At 67.1% G+C, this 26961-nt stretch carries 22 protein-coding genes and 1 pseudogene; 10 read left to right on the top strand and 13 right to left on the bottom strand.

Going from position 1 to position 26961, the window contains the following annotated elements:
- Nucleotides 1–27 precede the first annotated feature (27 nt).
- Nucleotides 28–798, top strand: coding sequence for a hypothetical protein (locus B1H29_RS36825; protein ID WP_234393220.1), 771 nt, complete (start codon nucleotides 28–30; stop codon nucleotides 796–798).
- Between the two features lie 207 nt (nucleotides 799–1005).
- A complete protein-coding gene (locus B1H29_RS36820) occupies nucleotides 1006–1656 on the top strand; it encodes a hypothetical protein (protein ID WP_055422308.1) in 651 nt (216 codons plus the stop codon).
- A gap of 1068 nt (nucleotides 1657–2724) precedes the next feature.
- Here the strand turns inward: B1H29_RS36820 and B1H29_RS36810 are convergent.
- The 3 genes from B1H29_RS36810 to B1H29_RS36800 are packed head-to-tail and all read right to left on the bottom strand — an operon-like array spanning nucleotide 2725 to nucleotide 6167.
- Nucleotides 2725–3447 (bottom strand): hypothetical protein, encoded by a 723-nt coding sequence (locus tag B1H29_RS36810; protein WP_055422306.1) that lies wholly within the window; start codon nucleotides 3445–3447, stop codon nucleotides 2725–2727.
- Entirely contained in the window at nucleotides 3447–5549 is a 2103-nt protein-coding gene (locus tag B1H29_RS36805; RefSeq protein ID WP_055422305.1) for a hypothetical protein, read from the bottom strand. Before B1H29_RS36805 ends, B1H29_RS36810 begins: the two co-directional genes overlap by 1 nt.
- Nucleotides 5550–5570: 21 nt before the next feature.
- A complete protein-coding gene (locus B1H29_RS36800) occupies nucleotides 5571–6167 on the bottom strand; it encodes a helix-turn-helix domain-containing protein (RefSeq protein ID WP_055422304.1) in 597 nt (198 codons plus the stop codon).
- 790 nt (nucleotides 6168–6957) lie between these two features.
- On the opposite strand from B1H29_RS36800, the gene B1H29_RS36795 reads away from it, so the two are divergent.
- The gene (locus B1H29_RS36795; protein WP_159027742.1) at nucleotides 6958–8169 is read left to right on the top strand and encodes a hypothetical protein; all 1212 of its coding nucleotides are present in this window, start codon (nucleotides 6958–6960) and stop codon (nucleotides 8167–8169) included.
- Here the strand turns inward: B1H29_RS36795 and B1H29_RS36790 are convergent.
- Nucleotides 8166–9077, bottom strand: a pseudogene (locus tag B1H29_RS36790) (IS5 family transposase). The gene B1H29_RS36795 and the pseudogene B1H29_RS36790 sit on opposite strands and share 4 nt — an antisense overlap.
- Nucleotides 9078–9081: 4 nt before the next feature.
- On the bottom strand, nucleotides 9082–9480 hold the full coding sequence (locus B1H29_RS36785) for a hypothetical protein (protein WP_079159903.1): 399 nt from the start codon (nucleotides 9478–9480) through the stop codon (nucleotides 9082–9084).
- Nucleotides 9481–9698: 218 nt separating this feature from the next.
- On the opposite strand from B1H29_RS36785, the gene B1H29_RS36780 reads away from it, so the two are divergent.
- Nucleotides 9699–10271: a hypothetical protein gene (locus B1H29_RS36780; protein ID WP_055422302.1), complete on the top strand. Its 573-nt coding sequence runs from the start codon at nucleotides 9699–9701 to the stop codon at nucleotides 10269–10271.
- Nucleotides 10272–10388: 117 nt separating this feature from the next.
- Here B1H29_RS36780 and B1H29_RS36775 read toward each other — a convergent pair whose 3' ends face one another.
- From B1H29_RS36775 to B1H29_RS36765, 3 genes are all read right to left on the bottom strand, one after another.
- Nucleotides 10389–10589, bottom strand: a complete 201-nt coding sequence (locus B1H29_RS36775; protein ID WP_055422301.1) for a hypothetical protein — start codon at nucleotides 10587–10589, stop codon at nucleotides 10389–10391.
- A gap of 900 nt (nucleotides 10590–11489) precedes the next feature.
- Complete coding sequence (locus B1H29_RS36770) at nucleotides 11490–12374, bottom strand: RNA polymerase sigma factor SigF (RefSeq protein ID WP_079160662.1); 885 nt, start codon at nucleotides 12372–12374, stop codon at nucleotides 11490–11492.
- Nucleotides 12375–12499: 125 nt separating this feature from the next.
- Complete coding sequence (locus B1H29_RS36765; protein ID WP_055422300.1) at nucleotides 12500–13048, bottom strand: RNA polymerase sigma factor; 549 nt, start codon at nucleotides 13046–13048, stop codon at nucleotides 12500–12502.
- A gap of 820 nt (nucleotides 13049–13868) precedes the next feature.
- On the opposite strand from B1H29_RS36765, the gene B1H29_RS36760 reads away from it, so the two are divergent.
- Nucleotides 13869–14909, top strand: coding sequence for a helix-turn-helix domain-containing protein (locus B1H29_RS36760; RefSeq protein ID WP_055422299.1), 1041 nt, complete (start codon nucleotides 13869–13871; stop codon nucleotides 14907–14909).
- A 180-nt stretch (nucleotides 14910–15089) separates the two neighbouring features.
- On the opposite strand, the gene B1H29_RS36755 is transcribed toward B1H29_RS36760, so the two are convergent.
- The 5 genes from B1H29_RS36755 to B1H29_RS36735 all read right to left on the bottom strand — a co-directional run bounded on the left by B1H29_RS36755 (nucleotide 15090) and on the right by B1H29_RS36735 (nucleotide 21166).
- Entirely contained in the window at nucleotides 15090–16286 is a 1197-nt protein-coding gene (locus B1H29_RS36755) for a DUF3800 domain-containing protein (RefSeq protein ID WP_055422298.1), read from the bottom strand.
- 449 nt (nucleotides 16287–16735) lie between these two features.
- The gene (locus B1H29_RS36750) at nucleotides 16736–17863 is read right to left on the bottom strand and encodes a hypothetical protein (protein ID WP_055422297.1); all 1128 of its coding nucleotides are present in this window, start codon (nucleotides 17861–17863) and stop codon (nucleotides 16736–16738) included.
- A gap of 903 nt (nucleotides 17864–18766) precedes the next feature.
- Nucleotides 18767–20149, bottom strand: coding sequence for a hypothetical protein (locus B1H29_RS36745; protein ID WP_055422296.1), 1383 nt, complete (start codon nucleotides 20147–20149; stop codon nucleotides 18767–18769).
- 141 nt (nucleotides 20150–20290) lie between these two features.
- Nucleotides 20291–20782, bottom strand: coding sequence for a YaaC family protein (locus B1H29_RS40305; RefSeq protein ID WP_079159906.1), 492 nt, complete (start codon nucleotides 20780–20782; stop codon nucleotides 20291–20293).
- A 174-nt stretch (nucleotides 20783–20956) separates the two neighbouring features.
- Nucleotides 20957–21166 (bottom strand): hypothetical protein, encoded by a 210-nt coding sequence (locus tag B1H29_RS36735; protein ID WP_055422352.1) that lies wholly within the window; start codon nucleotides 21164–21166, stop codon nucleotides 20957–20959.
- 533 nt (nucleotides 21167–21699) lie between these two features.
- On the opposite strand from B1H29_RS36735, the gene casA reads away from it, so the two are divergent.
- From casA to cas6e, 5 genes are all read left to right on the top strand, one after another.
- Complete coding sequence (casA, locus tag B1H29_RS36730; RefSeq protein ID WP_324611065.1) at nucleotides 21700–23289, top strand: type I-E CRISPR-associated protein Cse1/CasA; 1590 nt, start codon at nucleotides 21700–21702, stop codon at nucleotides 23287–23289.
- 28 nt (nucleotides 23290–23317) lie between these two features.
- Nucleotides 23318–23926, top strand: coding sequence for a type I-E CRISPR-associated protein Cse2/CasB (gene casB, locus B1H29_RS36725; RefSeq protein ID WP_159027743.1), 609 nt, complete (start codon nucleotides 23318–23320; stop codon nucleotides 23924–23926).
- On the top strand, nucleotides 23923–25182 hold the full coding sequence (locus tag B1H29_RS36720; RefSeq protein WP_055422293.1) for a type I-E CRISPR-associated protein Cas7/Cse4/CasC: 1260 nt from the start codon (nucleotides 23923–23925) through the stop codon (nucleotides 25180–25182). The genes casB and B1H29_RS36720 overlap by 4 nt, the downstream gene beginning before the upstream one ends.
- Before the next feature lie 100 nt (nucleotides 25183–25282).
- Nucleotides 25283–26038, top strand: coding sequence for a type I-E CRISPR-associated protein Cas5/CasD (gene cas5e / locus B1H29_RS36715; protein ID WP_055422292.1), 756 nt, complete (start codon nucleotides 25283–25285; stop codon nucleotides 26036–26038).
- Nucleotides 26035–26700: a type I-E CRISPR-associated protein Cas6/Cse3/CasE gene (gene cas6e / locus B1H29_RS36710; protein ID WP_055422291.1), complete on the top strand. Its 666-nt coding sequence runs from the start codon at nucleotides 26035–26037 to the stop codon at nucleotides 26698–26700. Before cas5e ends, cas6e begins: the two co-directional genes overlap by 4 nt.
- Nucleotides 26701–26961 lie beyond the last annotated feature (261 nt).

Below are 26961 nucleotides of genomic sequence, written 5' to 3'. Positions count from 1 at the left end.
TCCCGCAGCCGAGGCTGCGGGGGGCTGGTGCTCCTGGCGCTCACCCGCCAGGCGGGCGGGCGCTCCTGGCGCCTGGCCGACGCCTGCGCCGCCTGCGCCGCAGCAACCAGCGAGACCGCCGTCGTGCCGGACACGCTGCTCGGCGCACGCCGGCCCAAGCCGGCGGGAGGCATCTTGCGGCGCGCCCACCACGGCCTGTCTCCGGGGCCCGACGAACGGGCCCGTGTGCGGGAGATGCTCACCTACCTGTCTGCCACGCTCCCCCAGTTCACCTCACCCGCTGCCCGGCTGCTCGCCCTGCAGTGCGCCCTGCGCTCGGACACCCGGGGACATGTCACTGTCGCGGACGGGCTACTGCGCAGCATGCGGCTGCGCGGGCGCCGGGAACTGTGGCTGGAGCTGGCTCAGGCCGGATGGCTGGAGACGACCAGTCCCCGGCCCGGATCCGTGGCCGTACGGCTACTGGACGCCACCGTGCTCGACCAGGCGCCAGGCCGCGGCGCGCGGCGCCGCGCCGCTCACTGGGCGCTGCACCCGACGCCCCTGGTGCTGCCGGCTGCGGCTCCCGCTGTGTTGCGGCTGACCGCTCTCGCGCTCGCGTCACATACCTTCCGCACGGAGGATTTGGATGCTGTGTCCCGCCTGTGCGGGAACTCCCCGCAGCAGACCATGGAGTTGCTCGACCGGCTGGTGTCGGCTCGCACACTGGCGGCCTGGCATCACCACCAGGACACCGATGAAGTGCTCTGGCAGTTCCCGCAACAGCTACCACGGTATTCGGCAGACCGGGACAGCTAACGCTGCAACCCGCGGCGTCCGGACCAGGAGTACGCATGGACGTGGTCCGGGATGACCAATCCTCATCTCTCATCCGTACTATCTCCGCACGGGGGTATGCGCGGCAGGTGCTGTGCAGCGGCTTTCCTCTCAGGCGCAGCCAGCACATCCGCGCCCGGCAGTTACCTCCCCTCCCCGTCCCTCACGCAACCAAGGAGAACCAGCGCCATGTCGGAGACATCGAACACAACCGAAGTGGCCTCGCAGTATGCCGTCCAGGTGGCCGGCGACCTCGAGCGCAACGCCAAGGAGCAGGAGCGCATCGGCGCGGACATCGCCACGCTGCAGGAGAAGCTCACCGCCCTGCAGCAGGACCACAATGTGCTGGTAAACATCCAGCAGGCACTGGCCGCCACTGTGCCCGCACCGGCTGCTGAGAGCACCACCGTGCCCTCGCCCCGCAAGAAGACGGCCGTTGAGCCTACCGGCGGCAGGCGCTCGCAGGCCGAGAAGACCACGGCCTCGCGGGGTCGCACAGCGGCCAAGGGGCCCGTCGCCAAGAAGGCACGTGCCGCCAAGGCTCCGGCCAAGGCAACAGGGGCGAAGAGCGACGCGCCCACCCTCGTCGAACTCGTCCGCCTTCACCTTGCCGCGCAGAGTGAACCGCGGTCCGCCGCAGAGGTCTCTGCCGGGCTGAACCAGGCCCATCCCGAACGTGCTGTCCAGACCACCGTGGTTCGCAACACGCTCGAAGGTCTCGTTGCCAAGCAGCGTGCCCAGCGCACCAAGCAGGGCTCCTCGGTCTACTACACCGCCACCGGTGGGCCCGAGCCCGTTGCTGCTTCCGAGGTCGCTGCACAAGCCGAGAAGAGCAAGTAGAAGCCCAAGCCCGCTGCGCTCGCCGCCCGCAGACTGGGCTGTGTGGTTGTCACATCACCGGCGACATAGCGTTGGCACGACGGGCCTGGCCCGGAGCGGGCGGCGGAGAGCCAAGGACGTCCGCCCTCTCCAGCTTGCAGCCCTGCTTGATATCACGGCTGAGCCACCAACTCGGGTCAAGCAGGCCGGCCACAGCTGGATCGCGCCCGATGCACTGCGTCATGACGTCCATCGCTTGCGCTTCCGCATGGCGGCAGCCGTCGTTCCGCCAAAGTCCCAAGGGTCCTGGCCGGTTGGGTTCCCTGTCCTCCCCGTGAGGGGATCATGCTGCCATTCTGGCTATACCGATCGTGGCGCCGTCTTCTCACCTGATGCGGTGGCGACCGCCATCGCACTTGCGGCTGCGCCACTACGCTACTTCGGTGCCCGGGCCGGCGCGAAGGCCACTGTGCAAGCCGTCCGCGAACAGACCCGAAGCGCCGCCGACCAGCAGGCACTCACAGCCCGCCGCACTGTGTATGCAGAGTTCGCCCGGGGCGCGGTCCGAGGCGGTCCTGCACGTGGACCAGCAGGTTGAACGGATTCGGCGCGCCGCTGGGAAGTTGCCACCGGAGTGGCGAATGCTGGCGAGAGCCTGGAGCAACGTGCCTGGTCTCCGGGAGCGCTGGGAAGAGGAACGAAGGCCGTCCCCCGCGCGAAGCTTCTGAGCTTGAGGATTTGGCCGCGCTGGTCGCTCTGCTCAGAGGCGGCGTGCACCCGAATGCGCTGAAGGAGGCCGTCCAGCTTGGCCTTCTGCCCCCGAGGGATGCTGAACGGATCACATCATACTCGGTCCAATGGCCCGATGATGAGCCGCTGGAACGGGGTCGGCAGCAGCTTCAGCCCATGAACGAGGCTCTGGGTGCGTTCATACGCGAGGCTCACTTGGTTCTGCATCCGCCAGAAGTGGAACGGACCGCCCGGACCGCCCGTGACCGACCGATGCCGATCCAGTTCAGACGGGAGGAACCTTCACTCTACGCCTCGCACACAGCGGGGGGCCGTTGGCCGCACGAGTACACAGAGCCGTCAGCGAGGGCGCCAAGTGCGTACTTCAAGATGGAGAATCTGGGCTTCGGGGCGGATACGGCCGGTCTCCGAGAGCCACTGGTGCACGGCGGCGGTAACGTCACCGCCGGCGGCGTCCACGCGGCGGGCGAAATCGGTCGCATCGAAGCCGCCGGTCTGGGCGGAGCCGTAGGAGCGTTCTTCGGTGTGGTCAGCGCGCTGGGTGACATCGCGGCGGATCCCGGGTGAGTCGGTGCGGCTGCCGGAGGGATGCACATAGGCGGTCTTGGCGAGGCGGACCGTGAAGGCCAGGCGCAGGCCGCGGAGTGCCGCTTCGGCAATAAGGGGGCGCAGGCGGGCGGACCCGGAGGCGATGGCCTGGGAGGCGACGCGGCCGGTGCCGGAGCCGGTCGGGGTGATCAGCAGGGCTTTGGTGCGGACGCGGGCGCGGGTGCCGGAGGCGGTGGTACGGCGGGTGGTGTGGCGGGCCGCGATGGCGGCAAGTTCGGGCAGGTCGGTGATCCCGCCGGTTTCGACGGCGGTGAGGACCTGGCGCAGGGCGGGGACGAAGGCTGCACCTTTGTTCCTGGAGTAGAACTGCGAGACCAGGGAGGGGTCGCGGTCGATGATGCGGGCGATGTCACGTTTGGTGTAGCCAGCCTGCTGGAGCCGGTCGGCGAGCTGAGCAGCTTCGTTCCTCCCTGTGTCCTGCGAGGAGCGTCGGCGACGAGTGCGGGGCGGCATCAGGCCTCCTGCCGGGTGATGGCGTGGGTGGCCCTTCCAGCGTCCCGAAGGGTGAGGAGTTCCTCCTCGGTGGTGGGAGCGGTGACGGGGCCGGTGAGGTGGCCGCGCAGAAGGTAGTCGCCGGGCTGGTGGTGATAGGGCCAGTTCTGGTGCTGGGTGAGGTAGAGGGCATCGGTACGGAAGGCGACGACGGTGCCGGGCGGGGTGTGCAGGGCTCCGGCGTAGGCGTTGTCGTCGCGGTGGCGCTGGCTGAGGAGGGCAGCGCGGGCACCGGACCAGATGGCGGCGGCCCATTCTGGGTGGGCGTTGGGGTCACGGCTGAAGCCGGTGGGGCGCTGCCAGGTGATCTGCTCGTCGTCGAAGCCGATGATCTCAGCGTCCGGGGGCAGGTCGCGTTCCATGGTGCGGGGAGTGGTGCCGGTGACCATGCGGGGACGCTGGGCGAAGGAGCCGATGCCGTACAGGAGGATGGCGCGTACGGCGCGGGAGGCGAGGTGGGCGGCGCGGGCCTGCTGGGGGTCGCCGTGGATCTGGGCCTGGGCGGTGAGGTTGGTCCAGGTGTCTTTGAGTTTCTTGGCCCAGTCGTCGAGGGGCTTGCCGTCTTCCCAGAGGATGCCGTCGAGGATTTCGATCTTCCACGGCTGAAGGGGGTTGGTCAGGGCGGTGTGGAGTTCGGGGCCACCGGCCCAGGTGGTGAAGGTGGTGCCGGCAGTGGCGGGGTAGTGCCAGGCCCGGTCGCCCGGGGCAGGCGCCGGGAGGAGGCCGACGTGGTTCCAGCCGTCGGGCACGGTGACGCGGACGTGCCAGTGGCCGCAGCCGTACAGGGCGCGGATCTGTTCCTTCTCACTCCAGGAGGCGAAGGTGGCGGAGGGGATGCGGCGGGGGGTGCCGACCGGGGATTTCCAGGTGTGTTTGGCGTAGGCGAAGGTACGGTCGTATTCGACCAGTGCGGGAAGCTGTTCAGGTACGCGGGGCGGGGCGATGAGTTCGTTGCGGCCCTGGCCGGCGGTGGCGTGGAGCAGGCCGCGCAGTTCTTCGGACAGGACGGGGAAGCCGTCAGCGTGCTGGCCGCGTTGGGGGATGGTGCGGGTCCACAGGTCGCGGCCGGTCTGCGAGGGGGAGCCCATGAGGACGGCGTCGTTCCAGTGGCGGCGCAGGGCCTGCCACAGGAGGACGAAGGCGTCGCGGACGGTGGCGGGGGTGTCGTTGGTGTCGAGGTCGAACCACTCCCCCACCGAGCGGATTTCGACGTGGGTGGTGCCGTCGTTGCTCTGGTAGCGGCCGACGGGGTTGCGGGCGTGGACGAAGTGTCCGGCCATGCGGTCGCGGCCGCGGCCGGTGTCGGTGCGCCAGCCGGGGGTGGGGGCGTTCAGCCAGGCGGTGACTGCGTCGCGGAGGTAGGGGTAGCGGTCTGCCTCGCGGTGCCAGGGGTCTCCGGCGGTGATGTAGATCCGCTCCACGCCGTCGGGGACGGTGTGGAAGACGGCGGTGAGGATGTCCGCTGCTGAGCGGCCTGCGAGGTCCAGGTGGTGGGTCTGGTGGCGATGCACGAGGACGCCGGTGGCGGTGTCGAGGAAGACGGTGGACCGTGCCTGCTGCGTGAAGCTCGGTCGTGTGGAGGCCAGGTCCGCGGTGTGGGAGAACCAGGCGTCGCCCACTTCTCCTGGAGGAAGGGTCGGCAGGGTCCGTGGCGTGTCCGGTGCCTCGGGCGGGGCCGGGGCACCGACCGGTTCTGTGAACTTCTGCGGAGGCGGCGGGGTGGGCGGTGCGTTGTTCGTTGCGGGGGCTGCTGTCTGCGGGTGAACCACCGGCCGGTCGTCGGTCTCGTGCATGGTGGCTTCGGAGGGTGTGGTGGGCTCTAGGGCCTCGCGGGCGGCAAGGTCGTCTGGGGCCAACTCGGGGGCGAGGGCGACGATGTCGGCGACGCTCATCCCGGCTGCTGGGGCGATGCGTTCGGCCTTGGCTTTGCCGTAGGCCGCCACGCGGGTGATCCGCTGGTCGCGGTCGGTTTCCAGCTTTGCCAGCTCTGTCCGCAGCTTCTTGATCTTGTCTCGCACGGTGCGCAGTTCGGCAAGCGCGGCGTTGTAGCTCTGTGCGTCCATCGGGTTTCCTCCGGGCCGGGCTCAGGCTGTGGCGTTTGCCGGGACGTAGGCGACCGCGCCGCCAGAGTGTGAGACGAGGCGGGTGCCCAGCAGCAGTCCGGCAAGGTGAGGGTCGTCGTTGACGTGGGACGTCATGACGGTGTGCGGAGTGACCAGGTCGGTGACGTAGCCGGCGAGGCGGGCCTTGGGGAACGCGTGGCGGCCCTGGGTGTTCTTCTCCCACTGTTGAAGGCCGGTCAGTACGGCCACGACGTAACCGGACAGGGTGACCGGCAGCACCTGTCCGGCTGCTACTGCGGCGGGATCACAGCGCCACCAGCCGCGCAGAGCGCTGAGTAGGTCATCTGGTGCGAGGAAGGAGGAGAACCCCGTCCAGGCACGGTCGGGTTCCTTGGCTGGCTGGACGGTGTCGACACGCAGGACGGCGACCTCTGGGGAGTCCAGCTGATCGAGGGGGGCGTGGTGGCGGGTACTGAGTGCTTGGACGGCCTCTAGCGGGACCATGACGCGGACACCGCGCCGGGACAGGCCGGGTAGGAGCTCCGCGCGCACGAGGCGCCGGAAAGTGGTGATGGCACAGCCGAGTTCTTCCGCTGCCTGGCCTGTCGTCAGTAGCATCGCACACCCTTGCATGCCAGATCACATATTTGATTTGGGATGCTAGTGATCACCCGGACAGGAGTCAAAGCCCGGCGACGACGATGCGGAACACAGAAGGCCGTCGCCGGACTCATCTGTTCCTGGCGCACGGTCCAGGCATCCGCTCAGGCCCGCACCGGGCCCCGGCCCGTGGGGGCGGAGTGTCTTGCCAGCAAGCAGGTCCTGCGGCTTCGTCGGTGGTCCGAATGATGTCGCCTCCAAGTGCGTGATCGGGAGGGTGGTCTGAGCCCGCTCGGGCAAAGAGCACTGCGGCCGTTCACGTCGACGGTGGTCCCGGCTTCGACGTCAGGAACCCGATGATCTCGCGCCCTGAGGCTCCGCCCCGACCAGGCCCGAGCCTGGGCCTGGGAAGTGCAGTCGGTGCAGACCGTCGCGAAAGTTGCCGCAGATGGCGGGAAACCCGCGAAGTCGTTCGATCGAGTGTTGGCAAGGCGAACTCAGACCCATCCCTCGAACGTATGCACTGGCTTCTCGTTCATCCTGGGCGCCGAGGCGGCGCGGCCCGGCCTGCAGACCGTATGCGGCTGGCAGCCTCCAGCGCATGTCCTCTAGCTTTCATGACTCTGTGTGGCCTGATGGTGCGATTGATGCTTCCTCCGCGCGGCGGGCCCTGTGGAGCGTGCGTTCGTGCGAGGTTTCGACGATCGCGTGCCCCACTTGCGGGGCAGCGAGGCGTCAGGCGTGCCGCACTTTGCGGGACCGGCCCACGCGGGCCCTGCACCGCAGCCGCACCGTCCGCTATCTGAAGATGCGCTTCGCCCTGGATCTGGTCGAGCCGCATGTCCGGCCAGTTCGCCACCGGACCGGACCCGTACTCGCGGGCGCTGGACTGGAGGCGACTCGGGTACCGCACCCGCAGCCGTGGCGGCTTCCGATGCAGGAAGTGGCGGACCTGGTCCATGTGAGTTTCCTCGACCTGGCCAAGGTCGTAACGGCGCATGCATGTGGGCTCCGGCGGACCGGCCTGGATGAGCTGCTCTTCGGCCCGGACTGCATCCAGCAGAGCATCGACGCCCTCACCTATGCGATGCACGACCGGCAGATCCGACGTGAGATGTACGTCCTGGGCGGCGGCCGCTCGGAAGAGGGCGAGTTGTTGGCGGCACAGTGGCGGTCTGTGCGTGGCCGGCTGCGCGATGCCGAAAGGCTCCTCAAGGAGCAACGCGTGGCGGATCTTACGGCTGCGGGCATTCTGCCCTTCCCGACAGCAACCAGCGATCCACGGCGTCTGGCGCGGATGTGGCTGGGCCGCTACCTCCCCGATGAGAAGGAAGCCTTGGTGCGTGGCTTCGCGGCAGAGGCGGGAGTGGCGCCCTCGGCCACCGTTCATATCAGGTCCATTCCGGAGAAGATCAAGCGGTGCATCGACAACGGGTGGCTTGTCGCGCCACTCACGGACGCGGTGGAGCAGTTACTCGAACTGGACAGGCGGGCCTTCCGGCAGCGTCTCATGGTCGATGCCGGCCGGAACGACACTCGCGACGACGCACTGTGCCATCCGCTGCTGCTCAATCGATGGCGCGATCAACTCAACGAGGTCCTCGCCGACATCGCGCCGAGCGCAGAGAACTCGCATACCCGGCACCTTCATGACCTCACGCTCACGGGCACGGCACGAAGCGCCGCACAGCTCGAGCGACTCCACGGCCGCCGGCGCCTGTTTGCCGCGCTGCTGCAGCGACGCTCGGAATGCATCCGGCTGATCACTACGCTCAACGACGCCATGTCCCTGGCGGAACGCCGAGACCCCAGTTATGAGGTGCTGAAGAGGGCCGGGGCCCGGGCCTACGACGAGCTCGTCCGCCGTCACCCCGCCCTCTACCAGCTCATCCGCGCCCGCCTGGCTCCGTACGAGACTGGCCCGGGCCGCCTTGAGATCACGGGTTCACGTGCACGGCTCCGTGATCAGATCTTCGACGAACTCGACTGCCTGTCCACCTCCTCTAGACCCGGCTGCTAGGCCGTGTCTGACAAATGATCACGCTGTGGTGTCGCGGAGCCACAAGATGAGCGAGGCCAGGTGCAGTCCTGACTGATAGCGGACGGCGAGCTTGTCGAAGCGGGTCGCGATTGCGCGGAACTGCCTGAGTCGGTTGAAGCAGCGTTCGACCACGTTGCGGCCTTTGTACTGCTCTTTGTCGAAGGCCGGTGGTCGTCCGCCGCGGGTGCCGCGTCGCTTGCGGTTAGCCACCTGGTCTGATCGTTCGGGGATGGCGGCCCGGATGCCGCGTTTCCGAAGGCTGGCTCGGATGGCCCGTGAGGAATACGCCTTGTCGGCCAGCACCCGGTCGGGACGGCGTCGCGGCCTGCCGACCGTGGCGCGGGGTACCTTGATGGCGTCCAGTACCGCGTCGAACATCGTGGAGTCGTTCACGTTCCCGGCGGTCACGACAAACGACAGGGGCAGGCCACGGCCGTCCGCTGCCAAGTGGACCTTTGTGGTCAGTCCGCCGCGGGACCGGCCGAGGGCCTGCCGCGCCGCCGAGCGTTGTGGATCTTCCAGTTTGTCCCCGTCCAAGTCCCCTTTTTCCCGGCTCCGGCGGAGTGCTGGTGAGCCCGGTTGATGGTGGAGTCCACCGAAACTGTCCACTCCAGGCGGCCGACCGCATCGTCACGGACCTGAACGTGCTCCAGCAACCGGGCCCACGTGCCGTCGGCTTCCCACCGGGCGAACCGCTCGCAGACCGTCTGTCACGGCCCATAGCGCGTCGGCAGGTCCCGCCACGGAGCCCCGGTCCGCAAGCGCCACAGCACCCCGTCGATCACCTGCCGGTGGTCCCGCCACCGCCGCCCTCGACCATCCAGCGCCGGCAAGAGCGGAGCTATCCGCTCCCACGCCGCATCCGTCAACTCACCACGACCAGCCACAAGATCAAGTATGAGACTTCGCTGCATTGGGGCAGTCCACGACTTCAGCGAAGTAGGGCCAGCCGTTCACTTTGAGGTTCTGCACCGATGGCCGGGTGTCCAGAGCAGGCGCCGCGGCGTCGAGCAGGCGTCGAACCGTTCCGGGCTCGTAGAGGTTGAGCCAGGCGCGGTCCGGGAGGCGCACGACCGTGCCCGCCTCGAAGTGCGAGTTCGAAACGATTCTGTCCGGGCCCGGGGCAAAGACCAAGGCCAATCGACGTCGAACGCCCTGCGCCGTGACCTCTGGGAAGAGTGAAAGCGTCAGCCGGCAGTCAGCGTAGTCCGGTTTCACTCGCTGCCGGACAGTCCAACACCAGACAGCCTCGTCGACCACGAGGTGGCGGACACGTCGATCGTTCCCCATCGAGCCAGCGTAGATCGTTGGCCTGGACGAATGGCTTTTTTAGACGACGCGGTCACCCCCATCGTGATCGTTTGTCAGACGCGGCCTAGCCGCGGTCAGGTCAAGGAGGTCCCAGGAGTCACTGACTGCCACTGCCCATAGCCGTTCCCCATGTCAGCCAACGGGCCTGCACGAACTGAAGAGGGGCGGGTCTTGCGAGCCCCCGAGAAGGGATTGTCGTGGTAGGCACCGGGCAAGAAGCCGCGGGACTGGTCGGCGCTCCCGACGAGGTGACCGTGCGTGACCTGGCCCGTCTCCAGACGCAGGCACTGAGCGACTACCTGACCCGGCACGCCGGCAACGACTCCCTCGCAGAAAAGGCCCTGCTGTCCTGTGCCGCCAGCGGATACCGGTCGCGTGACGACTTCGACAACGTGCTGCGCCGCCACAGCTGTCCCGACACGGTGCTGCTCCGCCTCACCGAGCGCCTGCGCACCCGCCTTGGCGGCGGGCCTTCCTGGCGTGAGACCTGGACCCAACTGGTCCTGAGCAGAACGGGGGCCGATCCGGCACTCGTGCGCGCCCCGCCGGCCTGGACGGCGCTGCGCGCCCGGGGCGACTACCACGCAACCGCGCACGCCGCTGTGGTCACGGCCGTACGCGAGGCTCTGGGAAGTGACCAGGAGGCATGGGACCGCTTCGCGGCCTGCCCCGCCACTCACTCCGGCCCCACCGCCTGGCTGCGCCTGGGCGACTTGCTGGACGCAGCCGCCACAGGGAGCCCGTGGCCGAAGCCGCCGGGCAGCCGATAAGCCCCGCCATGGCCTCAACGGGCACGAGGCCCTCTCACCGAGCAGCAACGCGTGCCAGGTCTGCGCTGAATTCCCGCAATTCCGGCGACGGGCGTGGCGCAGACTTGACCAACTGCGCTACAAATCGGGCTTGTTTGGAAATGCAGGAGGGGGCATCAGCCCCGGCCCGCCCGGCTGCCACGGACCCGTGGCCTGATCCGCCATGGCGAGAAACGCCGTGGCTCTATCGGTCGGAGCCAGGTAGGTGACCTCGGGCACCGTGACCGTGGCACCGTCGTCCATGTACAGGGAAATGGTGAAGGTGTAGATCCAGGGCATCGATCCCTCTCCGTACCGCTCGGCCCCACCGTGAACGCAACCCGCTCCTGAGCATGCGGCGGCAGGGTGTACTTCATTTTCCGGGGGATGACGGCTCCCTCGCGGGCTTCGGCCGGGATCTTGATGTCGTACTGCGCAGTGATGTCAGTCGGCCCGGCCCCGTAGCGGCAGAACACCTCAGCAGCGGAGACAAGGTTCACTTCGGCACGGGAGATCAGAACGGGATTGTCTGCGCTGTTCCTCAGCGTCGCGCTGACGACGGATGCGGGTACCCGAGCCTGTTCGGTGACTTGTCCGTCGAAGACCACATCGGCAGCGACGTTCTGCTCCCGGTGGACGTCCGAGTCGACCAGTTCGACCGCCGGCACCGGTTCGGGCTCAGGTTTGGGCTGCACGTCGGGCCAGAAGAGAAAGATCAGTCCGGCTACCCCAGCAATCGCCGTAACAACGGCGCCGACGATCTCGAGCATCCTTTTCTGCTTGTGCCAGAACCCTCCCTCCGGCTGCGGGCCGCTGTCCCCGGTTTCCGCTGCCGCCGCATCACCTTCCGGCCGTGTGGAGCCCTGACCGCCCTCATCGCTCGTTCGTCTGCCTGACCGCGGCCGCGCAGCGCTGCCGCTTGCCCCTTCCCCCGAAGGCCGACACTGCTCCCCCTCATGTAATCCGTCTGTCTCTCCAGAGCTCATACCCTTCTCCTCCCTTGCCCCCATGGCAGCCATCCACCCACGCGTAGCCCAGCGACGGTTCCGCGCAAAAGACCATCACCGACCCGAACCCAGGTGGGGCCGGCGCCCTGCCAGGGTGCCTCGCGTACCCGCAGCCTTCGCCGCCGGGCAGTGCGTCCCAAGGCACTGCCCGGGAGCGGGTAACGCGAGCACGGAAGGTTCTGTATAGGGAAGTTCACTCCTCCGCAAGTAGCCTCTCTCGCAGCTGGGCCAGTGTGCGCGCCAGTAGCCGGGAGACGTGCATCTGGGAGATGCCGATCTCCTGCGCGATCTGCGATTGGGTCATGTTGCCGAAGAAGCGCAGCAGCAGGATCCGCTTCTCGCGCGGCGGGAGGCTTTCCAGCAACGGCTTGAGGGACTCGCGGTACTCGACGCCCTCGAGTGCCTCTTCCTCGACTCCCAGGGTGTCCGCGACCGCCGGGGACTCGTCGTCGGTGTCGGGGACGTCCAACGACAGTGTGGAGTACGCGTTCGCGGACTCCAGGCCCTCCAGGACTTCCTCCTCCGAGATCGACAGCTTCGTGGCCAGCTCGTGGACCGTGGGCGGTCGGCCTTGTTCCTGCGACAGCTCCGCAGTGGCCGTGGTGAGCGCAAGGCGCAGTTCCTGAAGGCGCCTGGGTACACGCACTGCCCAGCCCTTGTCACGGAAGTGGCGTTTGATCTCACCGACCACCGTCGGGGTCGCGTACGTGGAGAACTCCACGCCACGCTCCGGGTCGAAACGGTCGACCGACTTGATCAGACCGATGGTGGCGACCTGGGCGAGGTCGTCCAGCGGCTCATCGCGGTTGCGGAAGCGGCGTGCGAGGTGCTCCACGAGCGGCAGATACATCCGGACCAGCCGGTTGCGCAGCTCGGCGTACTCCGGGCTGCCGCCTTGCATCGCGCGCAGTTGGAGGAACATCGCTCGCGCGTCACTACGGTCGGCGTCGGACGACGTAGTGCGAAGGGGCTGCTGGGGGGTGGGCTGTGTCTTGGTCCGCCGCTTGACTCTGGCCAGCGCGGACTCGACGTCCTGGGCCGTGGCCATGAGCGATCCGATCGGTCCTTCACTGGCCATGAGGGTTTCTCGCAGCGCGGCAATGTCGTCCTTGTCGTGGTGGTCGGCCCTCGCCGCCTTCCGCCCGCGACGGACCGCCCCCGCAGGCAGTGCGGCAACTTCATCCTCGTCGTGGTGGCCGGTCATCACTGCCTCCCCTCGCCCGTGTCGATCACACCCAGCTCCTGCAGCTGGCTTCGTACATCTTCCAGCGCCTGGCGGGCGCGGTGCAGATGCACGCGCGCGGTGGCTACCTGGATTCGCATCTCCTTCGCGGCATCCCCCAGCGGCTGTCCGGCAATCGCGCAGCGGCCCATGACTTCGCGCTGTTTGTCGCTGAGGGACACGATGCGCTCCAGCACGGTGCGGTAGGCGCCGCGCGCATCCGTCCAGGACGCCATGTCCACCTCCGCCGCGGCCCGGTCGTGGTGCTCTGTATCGAAGCCGATCGAGCCGGCTTCCTTCTGCAGTCGCAGCACCTCCCGCACGACGGTGGTGCGTAGCCATGCGGGCCAGGCCCTGACCGGTTCCAAGTGCGGGGCGTTCCAGCGCTGCCAACATTGCAGGAAGGCCTCCTGCACCGCGTCGTCGGCCAGAGTGCGGCGCCCTCCGGAGACGAAGATCGCCTGCGCCAGAAGGGGCCGGTACCACGTACGGAACAGAGCGTCGAACTCCTCCTCGGGCGGGGCCGTCATTGAGGATCCTGCTCGTCCAGGCGGACGCTCCATGCGGTGCCGTCCTGGTCGCTCACCTCGGCCCTCCCCCCGCGGGCGGACAGCTCACGTGCCATCCGGACCATCGCCCGGGCACACACCTGCTCCCTGAGCAGGTATCCGCAGGTTCGTACAGCCGCGCCCGCAGCAGCCGCCCCGGTGCCCACTATCACCCAACTCCACTGTCCTGTCACGGCGTTGGCCTCCCGAGGCTCGATGTGCTTTCACCAGGTAGAGGAATCAGGCGCCGAAAACGTGTACACGCCCCGCCGACTCCGACCGAGAGGCGACTGGACGATCCGTCCGGCTCGGACGAGTTGGCCTGCAATCCGATGTACAGCCGAGTACCGGCGCCGGAGGGACGAGCCGAAGGCGTGCGCTGGCAGGATTCCCGTCGATCGTCCGCATCCGACGTCCAGCCCGGCGGCCCGCTCGTCCTGGTCAGGAACTTCTTGGTGATCAGTGAGTACGTGGTGTGGCTCTCGTCGGTGGCGTCGGCATAGATGACGATGGAGCGGCTCCAGCAGATGACGGCCGGCCGGGACGGCGTTGAGCGCGTTCAGATCCGCGGTCTGGAGCTGCGTCCGTAGGCGTCGCGTTCGCGCGGCGGCTGCCCGCCACGGAGCCGTAAAGCTCGCCGAGCCGAGCAGCGACGGCTCTCGTTGTGGCCTGGCTGGCTTCGAAGAGATCGCGACGGACGCCCCCCCCTGTCCCGCACCGCAATCAACCCACACCCAACATCAAATGAGCACTCAATGAGTGCTAAAGTTGCGCCTGTCTGTCGGGCACCGAAGGGGCGAGCATGGCCAAGGAATCGGCGAACAACGCGGTGAAACAGCGCCGTGCCGAGCTGAACCTCACACAGCAGGAGGCGGCTCGGCGCGCTGATGTATCTCTGGCGACCTGGCGGCGCTTCGAGAACAACGCAGACAGCGCCGGCGCACTGGACGGGTTCCGAGCGGACAACCTGCAAGGATTCGCCCGAGCACTGAAGCTCAGCGTCACAGCGCTGAAGCAACTGACTGATGCCGGGGCCACGCCGGGCAACGTAGAGCGCGTCGAGACCGACCACTCAGTCAGCGATGTCGTGCAGCTGTTCAACAGGTCTTTCACAGGTGAGCCGCTCACCCCGGCAGACGCCATGGCGCTGGCCAGTACCGTCGACTTCTCCGATTTCGCCCCCACCCGGGACGGCAAGCTGCACCTGGACACCTCCTTCACCTACGAGTTCGCCGCCTACCTGAAAGGCGAGGCGACGATCCGGGACGTCGGTCTGCTGCGCGACCTGCCTGAACTGGCTCTCACCCAGGTCAACAACCACTGGCTGGTACGCATGGGTGAGCGCATCATGCGGATCGGCAGCGAACTGGGAAAAGGGCGTGTCCCGCGTCCCCAGTGCCTGGCCGACGAGTACGCCCTGTGGATCGTCATCCAGAACACCGACCCGCCTCAGATCGGCGACGTCCTCGACATGTTCCCCGGACTCCGGAGTGCGGATGACGTGTTCGGCTACGACCCCGACGTCGATGAACCCGATGACGACCGCGCGATCCGGGAGGACTGGATGAACCGCATGGCGGGCGGCCTCCTCCCTCCGGACGAGAGTCACAGCCACCGGCGGTATGACCTGACCCTCATGGAGGCGTACGGACAAGGCGTCTACGATCCCGGCGATCCCCGTCACCCGCTGCGCTGGTTCGACCGGGACGACCTGCGCGAACGGTGCACATCGGAGCTGGCCTTCGTCAGACTACCGAAGGAGGAACAGGAGGCCCGGACCGCCGAAGCGTTCAACCGCATGTCGGAAATACTGCGTCCGGGAACAGCGGGCAACTCCCACTGACCACAGCGGTTCACCCAGGCCACGCATGCAGGACGAGGCCAAGAGCCCCCCGGATGACGGCTGGCATGTCCACCCGGGGGGGCAGTGACATGACGCGCGGAGTCGGCGGAGCAGCCGGTTTCCGCACCACACCGGCCGGCTTACGCCGATCACGCCACCGGTTCCCGAAGCCTGTTGGCGTCAGCGGCGTTTCGCACGCGCGGAATCGACTCGTGCGAAATCCTCATGCCCTTCGTCCATGAGCAGTCCCCCGGGATCCACCAGCGGCGCCACCACCAGGTGAAGCTCGTCTCCAGCGGGCTCATCCTCGCCGTCATGCCACCGCGCAACCACACGCCCCGCGCCCGCTATCAGGTCAGCGAGCTGGAGGGAGGGGTGGTCCACCGAACGGCCGCGTACCAGATCTTGAAGGTGGTTTTCCTTGATGAGGCCGTGGACCAGACCCACGGCCGTGGCCCCGCGCTCCAGCACCTCGAGTTTGTCATCGGTCAGCAGCCGCTGATCGTCCGCGAGCACCTGGAGCTTGCCGCCGTAGCGTATCGACGCGTGGAGAATGACCGTGGGCACCGCAGTGACGAGGGGGTCCATCGCGTCATCCAGAAGGCCGTGCTCTCCGGTCGGTGTAGCCTCGGCCGGACGCTCACGGGCGAACTCCTCCGCCTCCGGGCGGGTCTTGCGCAACATGTCCAGGACCTCTGCCGCTTTCTTCGCCTGGGGCGCCTTGCGGCGGCGGGCGTAGGCATAGGACTCCCGGATGACGGCGTAGAAGTCGTCGACCGTGACCTGGTCGCCCGTGCGGTTCTTCTTGGAGAAGAAGCCCACGGCGGTGGCAATGAGCCGGTCGAAGCCGTCGCGGCCCAGGGCTCGGGGGCCTTCCGTGGCCAGGTCCAGAGCCAGCTGCCGGCCCACGCCGTTGCTGTCGATGTCGTAACCCAGGGCGTTGAACCGCTCCTCCAGCAGGAGGGAGACGAGCTTGGCCGCCACGAAGTAGTGCTTGTCGATCACGTACACCGAAGCACGATCGTGCAAGGACCCGCCCGGCCCCAGCAGTTCGCCCAGGAGCCGGCGGCGCCGGCTGGCTCCCCCGCCGGTGAACATCTTCTGGAACTTCACCTCCGTCGCGGACTGCTGGATCCCCGCATCACGTCTCAGCGTGTCCACGATCGCGGCGGCTTCGGCGTCATCGATGGCCACCGAACCCAGGATCATGTAGCGGTCGCGGCCATGGAGTTGATCACCGTTATAGCCGGACTCATCGATGGCGATCCACCTGCCGGTGCCGACACCGTCGTCGGTAGGTGCCTGGCGGTTGCGGCGGCTGAAGTACGCTCCGAGCAGTCCCGTGCCGGCATTCGGCGCGTGGTCACGTTCGATCATGCCGCTCATACTCGGCGTACGGAACCTTGTGGACAAGCCACGCTGCACCCACGTCCCGCCGACCACACCCCGGCCTGCGCTGTGGGCACTGTCAGGGGCCCGACGGCAACCAGGTGGCGAGCGACCCGGCGAGAACGATGGTGGTACCAGCAGAGCCGACACCAGTCGAGAGAAACTATCCGGCCACGGCCAGCCCACCTGTTCTCGACCGCCACAACCGGCCGCCCAGCAAATCTGAGCAGTCAACGCTCAGCGTGAGCAACCCAGAAAGAACCGCAGATCACACCCACTCAACCGACACACCCCAACAACCTACCTACGAGTAACTTCAAGTGCGCCCCGCTCATCAAACTGAGCAATGCGCAGGTCAGCCCTCGAAGAGCTGCTCACTTTCAGGGGGGCCGCAACAAGTGAATAACCGCCGAACAAAGTCCTCTGAGTCGCCACAGTCAGCTTGAAGCATCCTCACGAGGAACCGGCTGGGGCCGTGAAACCAGAGGCTCACCCTGCAGCTCATAGTAGCGACGCCAGCTGCGGGCCCGCTGAATTGCTTTCTGCTTGTCTGCATTGAGCTGTTGGACTCTCGCTCGGTCTTTCCTGATCAGGTCCTTCACCTCATCCTCGAGTTCAGGGAAGAGACCGTCCACAGCACCACTCAGCAACGCTAGCGGCATGGTAGTGGTGACCAACATCACCGCGTAGATGACGATTTGAACCGGTAGCGGGCCTTCGGCTAGATGGCCCTCCAGATAGGAAATTGTAGGTCCGGCCATAACGCCGGCAGCAAGAAGGTAAAGCAGAACGATCTGCCGTCTCGCGTCCAACACCTGAGTTCGGTTGATGATGTCCGCTAATGCGGCTGCCCAGGGCACCATCAGAACACTAGCCGAGTACATAATTTTCACGAAGAGTTCGGTATTATCAGCCCAGGCCAACGCAACGATACAAATGGTTACAAGGCTCACGAGGCTCCCAGCCATACAGGCGGTAATTCGTGCTTCCTTCGGAATGCTGGTATCGAACGTCGATTCGACGATGCGGACGTACTCCTCGGCCGTCACGTCACCCGAGTCTTCCTGCTGCGTCGTCGTGCAGGTGTCGTCGCCGCTCGTGTCTTCGCTCGTACGGGTTTGCTCGGCTATGTGCAGGGATTCAGGTTCGTAGCTGGTGTCGTCGTGGACCTGCTTGTCTGTCACACGCAGGCGCTTCTTCGCACGCTGGGCCTGGCGCTGCAGCACTTTGACGTGCTGCCAGCGGTCGCGCCACTCCTGGACCATGTCGGGATCTGCACGGAACTTCGCCGCGGTCGGCTTGTCCAACCCGCTCGGGGTGGTAACGACCCGAACGAACTCTAGAAGTGCTTCCTGCGAGGGCAGCCGCTTCCCAGTGAGCATCTCGGTCAGGCCGGACTTCGTCAGTCTCGATCGCACTGAGGCGGAGGCGATGGTCGCGTAGGAGGGGGAACCGCTAGCAATATGGAGCAGGGTCAGCTCTTCGGCGAAGGCGGTCAGCGCGGCTTCGAACGCGTTGATCACTTCGTTGCCCTGCGGATCCACTGCAGACTCCTCGCCGATCATCAGATCTCCCTTCTCTGGTACGAAAAGCCACGGTAGAGCCCTGTGTCGGCGTGCGTACGCGGATTGTGCCGAACGGATCCGGACGTCCAGCCTCGTCCGGGATCGGGCCAATCCTCAATGGTGTTGTCCGGGGCCGTACGGGGTCGTACGAGTCACTGGGAAGACGGCTGCGAAGGCGGTCTCCTGGAGTCATGACCAACGCAGACAGCACTTCTATGAACCCTGCTTCCACACGGCCCCGCACCCGAAAGAACCCAACGGTGGCACCCAGGACACGCAAGGTGCCGGCTCCTGACGCCGTGGTGCTCGTGGTGCTTCTCGCGTCCTGTGCCGGCATCTACCTCGCCGTCGGCGAAGCGGGCTTCGCTGGCGTCATCAGCGCTGTCGCGGCTCTGTACGGAACCTGGCGCACACGCCGCTGACTGCCATCGCTCGAACATGCCCCAGTGCCTTCAGCGCAGATGCGATGCATGAGCACATGGCCGAACCTGCAGTCGCCGTGGTGGATTTCAGCGCATCAGAACTAACCAAACTGAGACAGCGTCACCCCTCACGCGATAACGCTCAACGACAGCGATGCTCTGTGGATCTCTGACCTCCCGGACAGTGCCCCCTCAGCCCCGAAACAACCCACGCCCAGCATGAGCACCCTCAAGCCTCGCTGTCGCTCACTCCGCTGTCGCCAAACCGATAGATCGCACATGCGCACGGCCCCCGACGGACTGATCCGCAGGGCGTCAACTGCTGTTGGGGGGCTTTTAGTGTCTTCTCTGGCCTTTTGGTGGACGAGTCGTCACTAGGCCAGTCTGAGGCTCGCCAAGACGGTGGCGGGCCTCACGGACACCTCAGCGGTCTATCGTCGCTCAAAGCCTCGTTGCCGCTTATCTGGCTTAAGGCCGTTGACTATTCCTCTGTGGCCGTTTCTGGGGTTTCTTCGATGGCCGCTGCGATCACCGCGTATGCCGGGCGTTCCTGGTCAAGTGATTCCAGCAGTTGGCGCCACAGCTTCTTCCGGGAGTCGCCGAGGTGGCTGGTCGCTTGGTAAAGGCTGACGAGGTAGTAGGGCATGAGGCGGCCCCAGCATTGCGGATTCTCTTCCCAAGCTGAGAGCAGTGCTTGGAGTTGGTCGTGCGTCAGGTAGCTGGCGCAGGGCAGTACTGCCGTTCGCGCCAGGGACTCGCCGTGGTCGAAGCCGCCGGCATCGGCCATGAGGGCTGCCAGATGTTCTGCGAAGTAGGTGCTGGGGCTCTGCGCTATGACCGCGGCCCGCTTGTGGGCTGGCAGGTCGGTGAATGCCTTCTCTAGGCTGGGAAGGGTGGCGCGTACGCGGGGGTCTGTGGCCAGGGCCAGCGCCTGGAGTTCGTCAGGGCTCAGCATCTTGTGCCATGCGCTCTCCTCGGCGTGGGTGGCGCCTACCGTGCGTATGAGGGCGTCGAGTTGGCTGTGCATCGGCTCGTCGGTTCCTGACCAGAATGGTTCGAGGTCTCCCATTCGTCCGGCTGCCCGTAGTTGCACCGGTGTCGGCGCGGTGAGCAGGCGTTGTGCTGCTCGGGTGATGGCGTTGCGGACGAGGTCGTGTTCTTGGGCTGCGAAGACTCGAAGGCAGGTCGCCATTCGATCGGCGAGTTCAGAGTCTGTGATCCCGTCTGCGGGCAGCTCCAGGAGGGCGTGCTTGGCAGCGAGGTCGGTGATGCGGCGTCGGGAGGTCGGGCGTACGCGATAGTAGAAGACCTGCGCAATGTGGACCGGATCGCCGACGAAGCCTGGGTCGGTAACGTGGTTCGTGAAGGCTTGCATGCTTTTGCGTCCTTGGCTGGCCGGGTGAACCAGTACTGCGTCCAGGGCGGCGGCCAAGTGAGCACGTGCGTATTCGGGCTGGGGGTCGAACAACTCTCCTAGTGGGCGCAGCGAGGGATGAGCGCACATGTTGCGGTCCTCGCGCAAGCGCTGCAGCTGGAGCTTTTGCGATGCGTCGATCAGCTCCAGCGTCAAGGCGGTGTCAAGCAGTGAGTCTTCAACCTTCTGCATGGTGCGCACCGCTGTGGCGTCCAGGTGGCCCTGGGCGGACTCGACCTGCTGCACGAGCGGCTTTGCGTCGCCCTCGCCCTCCTCATGGAGCTGGCGGATCTTGCCTATCAGGTCGGCGCAGACTGCTGTCCAGGTCAGGACGATCGCGGCCCTGGCTGCGCCTGCTGTGTAGGCGCGGTAGGCCTCCTTCACCAGTGGCCGAACATCGGCGTCTGGTACCCGTCCGACCCACTCTTCGAGGTCCCTCAACCCGCTCATCTTGCCTCCCCTTCGATCAGATCGACATTGTCCTCCCGAGAGCGGCAGCGCCTGGTCGTACCCAGCCTGTACAGGACGGCCGGACGCTGGGGAAGCACAGGCCCGTCTCGGGTGATGGCCAGGGCGTCGTCGTGCCCGCGCTCAGGTGCTGATTTCGGTGATGGTGTCCGCGATCAGGACAGGAAGGTGGCTGATCGCGCGTTCCAGAAGCCGTTCAATCGGGAGGGCGTGCTGACTGTCATCGACGCTGATGAGCTTGACCCAGGTCGCGGGCTGGTAGCGGGCGAGCATGGACAGGGTGTACAGAACGGCCCACCACGCCATGAGTGGATGCAGTTCTTGCTTCATTGAGGGGAGGACGGGCAGGAAATACCGTTCCCCGGCGTAGGAGCGCGTGATGGTCCGCAGGTACTCGCGGCGCTCGTCTGTGGTGGCTGGTCCGTGGGGCATCTGCCAGTTGACCGTCAGTCCGCCGCGGCCGTCCTCGTGACGGCTGTAGTCAGGGGGTGCCTCGGAGCCAAGACGGAGGGCGTGCGTGGTGACGTAGCTGTCGTGCTGGGCGACGGCCGGGTATGCGGTGAGGAAGTCGGCGAGCGCCTCGCGCGTGCCCGCGTCGACGACCCGGCTCGGAATGTCGTTTCGGCTGGCCGGTACCCCGTGCCACCCGCTTCGGCGGACTGAGCGGTGCCGGCCTTTTCTACTGCCCGGGGCTGGCTACACAGTCAGCCCGTGCGTGCGTCGGCGAGCAGCTGCTGCGCGTTGCGCCCGCGGGGCGACCCCGCCGCATCGGGTGGCATCCCTCGCGCTTCAGCGGCTGGAGTCGGTGATGCCTGCCGCTAGCTTCGCCACGACGTCCAACACGCCCCGCCCGAACGCGGTCGGCGCAACGAGGACGCCGAAGACCAGGACGATCAGTACCGTCAGCTTCTCGTCGTTGCGGTTGCGCGCCTCGGTCCGCCGGCGCAGCCGCACGACGATGATGACCGCCAGCAACACCGCCACATTGATCGTGAGCACGAGCAACCCCCACCCAGAAGAAGACCTTTGGTCAGGTTGTAGCTAGTGCGCCTTCTGGCGTGTCCGTGCCCTGCGAGGATGGCTGCATATATCTGGCAGATCGGCCGGATCGGCTGTCTTGCCTCCCGCCGCTCCCAGAAGAAGGGCGTCACGCGAGGCCCGCTCGCCTACGAGGTCACACGGGCGACAGCGACTCTTGAGTGCGTGCCTGGAAGGTTGCGTGGCTGTTACAGGCCGCCCGCAATGGTGAGGCCACTTTTGCTCGGTTGGAACTCGCGTCCGGCTCAGGTCGCGGTCTCCCCCGGTGGCTACTTCTGGGGCACGCGGAGTGCTTCCGCGGCCACTGTACAGGTCGCCACTGACAGTTAATTCATTCGCTTGCGCGCCCGTCTTATCTCACTTTATGTTGACCCTGTCGCTGATCAGACAGCAGGTCAACGACCCTTATTTACGCAGGCAGTTGACGTTTTATCGCTCCCGTTTACCGGGAGCCACCGTCCCGGCTGGAGCTACTCTCTGTGTTCAATGTGCTGATGTCGCCGTGCGTGCCGATGAAGTGGTGCCACACCGCCGACCCCACCGAACTCTCGCGTCTGGTGCCTGGCGCGCTGCCTGCTGCCGCTCCGGGCCTGACGACTCTTACTCCTCTCGGTGAGGTGCTCTCGGCTGCGCATCTCGGCACGCTAGATGTCCCTAACGTTGCCGTCTCCTCCGCCCTGCGCCGGCTCCTCGTGGCACTGTTCATCCGCGTCAGCGGCCTGGACATCGCTGGCCCCGACGCGTGGGACGACCGCTGGGACTTACTCCTTGATCAAGGTCACCTTGATCCCACAGAGGTGAGCGCCTACGTCGCCAGGTGGGGTCACCGGTTCAACCTGGACGACCCTGAGCGGCCGTTCCTCCAGGACCCACGCCTCGCTGAGGAGTGCGGCGACCCGGCGCCGCCGGCGAAGCTCGTTATGACCCGAGCGTCCGGGAACAATCAGCCCTGGCTGAACCGGACTCCGCAGGATGCACCGATCACGCCGTACGAGGCGTTCTGGTGGATCCTCGCGTGGCGGCAGTACGGGCCGTGCGGACTCGGAGCGAACCGCAGCCACAACGGCATCACGCACAAGTCCATGGCTGCCGCCCCGCTTCGGTCCGTCATCTCCTGGCACCCCGAGACCGGCAACGAATACACCAACCTCCTGCTGTCGGCACCCCACCCCACCGACATCCCCGTCACCGGACCCGACCTGCCCGAGTGGGAACAGGCCACCCTGCCCGACCCCCTCCACCCTGAACTGCCATCCGGCCCCGTGTCCCGGCTCATCAACCGGGCCGCGCACGCCACCCTCACCCATGCCGACCCGGCCACCGGCCAGATCACCGCCGTCTGGGCAGCATGGCGATCCCCCGTACCCACCGCCGTGAAGGAGGCCGGCGCGAAGAAGGCTCTCGAAGTCGCGGCCGAGGCCGTCGCCGCCGCTGGCGACCCGTTCCTCATCAACCGCAGCAAGGGCGGTCCCGTCCGCGCCAACCACGCCCGCGCCCTTGTACGGGACTTCGACTCCCTTATCCACATCCAGCGCCCCGGTGACACCACGAAGGCGGCTACCACCCCGCCGGCGTGGATCCGGCTCCTCGACACCCTCCCCATCGAGGCCCTCGACCGACTCGGCCCCATCCGCGCACGAGCTCTCGCCTGTCACCAGGACAAGCAGGAGAAGGAAGAGATCTGGTTCGAGCAAATCACCCCGGTCCCGATCGCCGACTACACCTCGGGCCGCCACCCCGAAAGGGCGGCTCTGGTCGCATCCACCCGCAAGACGGCCGAGGACACTGCGAAGGCCCTGGCGGCCGCCCTGCGGTCTGCGTGGAACGCGATGAGTCCCGATCCTCGCTCCGAGTGCCCCTGGACCAACGACGCGATCGCCGCCTACTGGGACCGCGCCGACAGCCGCTTCTGGCAGGCCCTCAACGCCGACACCGACCCCCAACTGCACTCACTTGCCATCGCCTTGTACGACGACGCCACCCGCGCCGACGCCTCCACGCCCACGGGCCTCATTCCCATCGCCCAGGCGCGAGCCACCCTCACCCACCCCAAGGTCCGGCGCACCACGAAGAAGACCACCTGATCCGCGACCACGAGAAAGAGCCCCGACCGTGACGACCGAATCACCGCCGTCCAAGGAAAACAGTCTCGCCACCTGCGAGCGGTTCATGAACACCGTCCGCCGCGCCTGCGCCACCCCCGAAGGCCGCGCAACCCTACGGCAGGGTCTCGCCGACCATCTCGACAACCCCTGGCCCCTTTACGTGCACCTCATGCCCGCCGGCGGCATCCCTGTCGGTGAGGACACCCCCCACCACGCTCTCCGCCAAGCCGAACACCCGTTCCTGCTCGTCGCGGCCCTGTACGCCGTCCACGACGCGCCCAACCCCCGCGCCGGCGACAAACCGCTCACCGTCAAGCAACCCGCCCCGGCGAAGCCGTGGGAGAACCTCGGCTGGTCCCTCGCCCGCGCTGCGCGCGTCGGCATGCGCCGCGAGACGGCCACCGGCCTCCTCTCTCACCTGTGCGAACTCGACTACGAGGCGTTCATGGCCGAACTCCCGTCCACCATCAGCCTTCTGCGTTCCAGCAACATTCCGGTCAGGTGGCCGGTCCTGCTCCGCGACAGCATCCGCTACCAGCGCTGGGCGCCCGACGTCCGGATCGACTGGGCCCGCTCCTACACCACTCCCGCAGGCTCGAAGGAGACCAGTAAGTGACCCCGCTCTACATCGACGTCCACATCATCCACTCCGCCCCCTACAGCAACCTCAACCGCGACCGGCAGGGCGCCCCGAAGATGGCCACCTACGGCGGCGTGTCCCGCCCTCGCCTCTCATCCCAGCACGGACGCCGCCACAGTCGCACGCACATGGAAGAGGCCCTCGGTACGCGCGCCATCCGCACCCGCGGCACCCCCCTCGCCGTCGCCAAGCGCCTGACCGCAACCGGCTGGGACGAGACCACCGCTCTTGCCGCCGCGCAGATGCTGATCCTCGCGGCCGACGTCAAAGGCCTCGGCTTGTCGGACGCCGGTGGCACCAACGCCCTGCTGTTCCTGCCGGAGACCGCATTCGATTCCCTCGCCGAGATCGCCAACAGCCGCCGCGACGTCCTCACCAAGGCTGCCGGCGCCGCGGCAAAGGCCATCACCGAAGCCAAGGCGAAGGCCGAAGCCAAGAAGGCCAAGAGCGACACCGAGGACGCTGACGCCGACTCCGAGGAGGAAGAGGCCGTCGAGACCGGTCCCCTCGCCACCGCCTACAAGAAGATCCCCGCCGCCGAGCGCAAGGAGCTCCAGTCAGCTGTGCTGGAAGTCTTCCGCCAGCGCAACGCATCCATCGCTGCCTACGGCCGCATGCTTGCCAACGAAGCCGGATCCACCGTCGCCGGCGCCATCCAGATGGCCCACAGCATCGGCACCCACGCCGGCCCGTCCCAGATCGACTTCTTCTCCGCCGTGGACGACCTGATCCACGACGCCGGAGAAGAAACCGGCGCAGGCCACATGGGCGACCAGCGCTACACCTCCGCCACCTTCTACCGCTACGCCACCCTCAACGTCCGCGAACTCATCGACAACCTCGACGGCGACACCGCCACCGCCCAGCAGGTCACCGAAGCATTCCTGCGGGCCTTCCCGCTGGCGATCATGCCCGCCAAGGCCTCCGGCACCGCACCCCACACCGTCCCCCACCTCATCCACATCGCCGTCCGCACCGACCGGCCCGTCAACCTCGTCGGCGCGTTCGAGACCCCCATCCCCGCCACCACCAACGGCTACGTCACCGCCTCACTGGACGCCCTCAACGCCCACGCAGCCGCCCACGCCCGCATGCTCGGCACCAGCCGCATCGCCGACCACGCTCACGTCACCCTCAGCGACACCGAGTTCACCGCCCTCGGAGACCGCGTGGACGCGGTCGATGACCTGATCACCCGAACCCTCGCCACCATCACCAAGCACACCAGCTGACCCGGCCTGCCACCTGCACCCGCGGAGCTGAAGCACACCGTCCCGGGACCGCTCCGCGCACGCGGAGGTCGCATCCGCCCCACCACACCAAGGAGGACCCTTGACCGGCTTCCTGATGCACTTGTCCGCCCCACTGCAAAGCTGGGGTGGACCCGCCGACTTCAAAGTGAGGCCCACCAGCACCTCGCCCACCAGGTCTGCCCTCACGGGCCTTCTCGCCTCCGCGCTCGGCCGGCCCCGCGACCACGAGAACACTGACCTTGCCCAACTCCGCTACGTCATCCGCGTCGACCGCCCCGGGCACCGCGAGATGGATTTCCACACCATCGGCGGCGGCTATCCCAGGGAACTCACCCCACCCACCGCCGACGGCAAACGGAAGAAGCCCGGGGAGGGAACGATGATCACCGAACGGTGGTACCTCGCGGACGCCGCGTTCACCGTCGCCGTCACGGGCCCCGGTGACACCATCGCCCTCGCCGCTCACGCCCTTGCCGAGCCGGTCTTCGCCCCCTACCTCGGCCGCCGCTCCTGCCCACCCGACACCCCCATCCTCCTGCGCACGGACCTGGACGACCCCGTGGCCGAACTCGACCGCGCCCCACTCCACGCAGACCGGCCCCGCAACGCGGCCACCATCGACGTCACCTTCATCCACGACGCTCCGCCCACCCCTGACCTCCCGGCGACCACCACCGTGCGCGACACCCCCGCACCCGGCCGCACCTTCACCACCCGCGACCTGTGGGAAACCCAGCGCGCCCTCCCCGCCAGCCTCTGCGCCGGCCGCGGAACCCAGTGGCTCACCGCCCTCACCGCCTACGCAAAGACCACTGCCGTCCAGGAGACGCCATGACCACTGCCGCCACCGCAACCACCGTCCACCTGGCCCGCATCACCCTCAACCCCCGCTCACGCGACTTCCACAACGACCTCCGCGACCACACCGCCCTCCACCGCCGCATCAGCGCACTCTTTCCCGACCAGGCAGGCACCAGCCCCCGCACCGCCCACAACGTTCTCTACCGCCTCGAACGCGAACCAACCGGCGCCAAACTGCTCATCCAGTCCACCGGCATCACCATCAACCGCAACGCCCTCCCCGCCAGCTACACCACCGCCGACATCGACTACCGCGAACTCAACCCCCTCCTCGACTGGGCGACACCCGGCCGCATCATCCGCTACCGCATCGACGCCAACCCCCTCAAAACCGAATTCGTCCCCGGCCGCCGAGGCCGCCGCGTCCCCCTCACCGGTGAAGCCGCCCTCACCTGGTGGGAACGCAAAGCCGCCCACGCCGGTCTCACACCGCAGCTCATCCTCGACACCCCCCAACCCCCCGTACTCGCCACCCGAGGCGACAAGAAGCGCGCACGCCTCAACGTCACACGGTTCGACGGCATCGCCACCATCACCGACACCCACGCCCTCCGCCAGGCCATCACCACCGGCATCGGCCAAGGACGCGCCTACGGACTCGGACTCCTCTCCATCGCACCCCACCGCGAGCAGTGACACAGCAACGCAACCAAGACAGCACAGGTTAGAGAGGGTGCGCTCCGCGTGAGTGGAGGTGTCCCGAACCCCATCACCGGCGACAAAAACGTCTTTGCATGGGCTCCGCGTACGCGGAGATGTCCCGTTGTTGGTGCCCTGGCCGATGGTGCGGGCGATATGCGCTCCGCCTACGCGGAGGTGTCCCGCAGGACGAGATCGCCGGCTACGAGTGGATGATGCGTGCTCCGCAAACGCGGAGATTTTCTGGATCTGATTGGA

Source organism: Streptomyces pactum, from assembly GCF_002005225.1.
In the GTDB taxonomy this organism is placed as follows: Bacteria; Actinomycetota; Actinomycetes; order Streptomycetales; family Streptomycetaceae; genus Streptomyces; species Streptomyces pactum_A.
This window is presented reverse-complemented; position numbering and strand designations above follow the sequence as displayed.

Bases quoted from the DNA above. Each gene is read 5' to 3' on its own strand.
- B1H29_RS36820 (WP_055422308.1), top strand. From the start codon at position 1,006: ATGTCGGAGACATCGAACACAACCGAAGTGGCCTCGCAGTATGCCGTC.
- B1H29_RS36810 (WP_055422306.1), bottom strand. From the start codon at position 3,447: ATGCCGCCCCGCACTCGTCGCCGACGCTCCTCGCAGGACACAGGGAGG.
- B1H29_RS36805 (WP_055422305.1), bottom strand. From the start codon at position 5,549: ATGGACGCACAGAGCTACAACGCCGCGCTTGCCGAACTGCGCACCGTG.
- B1H29_RS36800 (WP_055422304.1), bottom strand. From the start codon at position 6,167: ATGCTACTGACGACAGGCCAGGCAGCGGAAGAACTCGGCTGTGCCATC.
- B1H29_RS36795 (WP_159027742.1), top strand. From the start codon at position 6,958: ATGCGCTTCGCCCTGGATCTGGTCGAGCCGCATGTCCGGCCAGTTCGC.
- B1H29_RS36785 (WP_079159903.1), bottom strand. From the start codon at position 9,480: ATGGGGAACGATCGACGTGTCCGCCACCTCGTGGTCGACGAGGCTGTC.
- B1H29_RS36775 (WP_055422301.1), bottom strand. From the start codon at position 10,589: ATGCCCTGGATCTACACCTTCACCATTTCCCTGTACATGGACGACGGT.
- B1H29_RS36770 (WP_079160662.1), bottom strand. From the start codon at position 12,374: ATGGCCAGTGAAGGACCGATCGGATCGCTCATGGCCACGGCCCAGGAC.
- B1H29_RS36765 (WP_055422300.1), bottom strand. From the start codon at position 13,048: ATGACGGCCCCGCCCGAGGAGGAGTTCGACGCTCTGTTCCGTACGTGG.
- B1H29_RS36760 (WP_055422299.1), top strand. From the start codon at position 13,869: ATGGCCAAGGAATCGGCGAACAACGCGGTGAAACAGCGCCGTGCCGAG.
- B1H29_RS36755 (WP_055422298.1), bottom strand. From the start codon at position 16,286: ATGATCGAACGTGACCACGCGCCGAATGCCGGCACGGGACTGCTCGGA.
- B1H29_RS36750 (WP_055422297.1), bottom strand. From the start codon at position 17,863: ATGATCGGCGAGGAGTCTGCAGTGGATCCGCAGGGCAACGAAGTGATC.
- B1H29_RS36745 (WP_055422296.1), bottom strand. From the start codon at position 20,149: ATGAGCGGGTTGAGGGACCTCGAAGAGTGGGTCGGACGGGTACCAGAC.
- casA (WP_324611065.1), top strand. From the start codon at position 21,700: ATGTCGCCGTGCGTGCCGATGAAGTGGTGCCACACCGCCGACCCCACC.
- cas6e (WP_055422291.1), top strand. From the start codon at position 26,035: ATGACCACTGCCGCCACCGCAACCACCGTCCACCTGGCCCGCATCACC.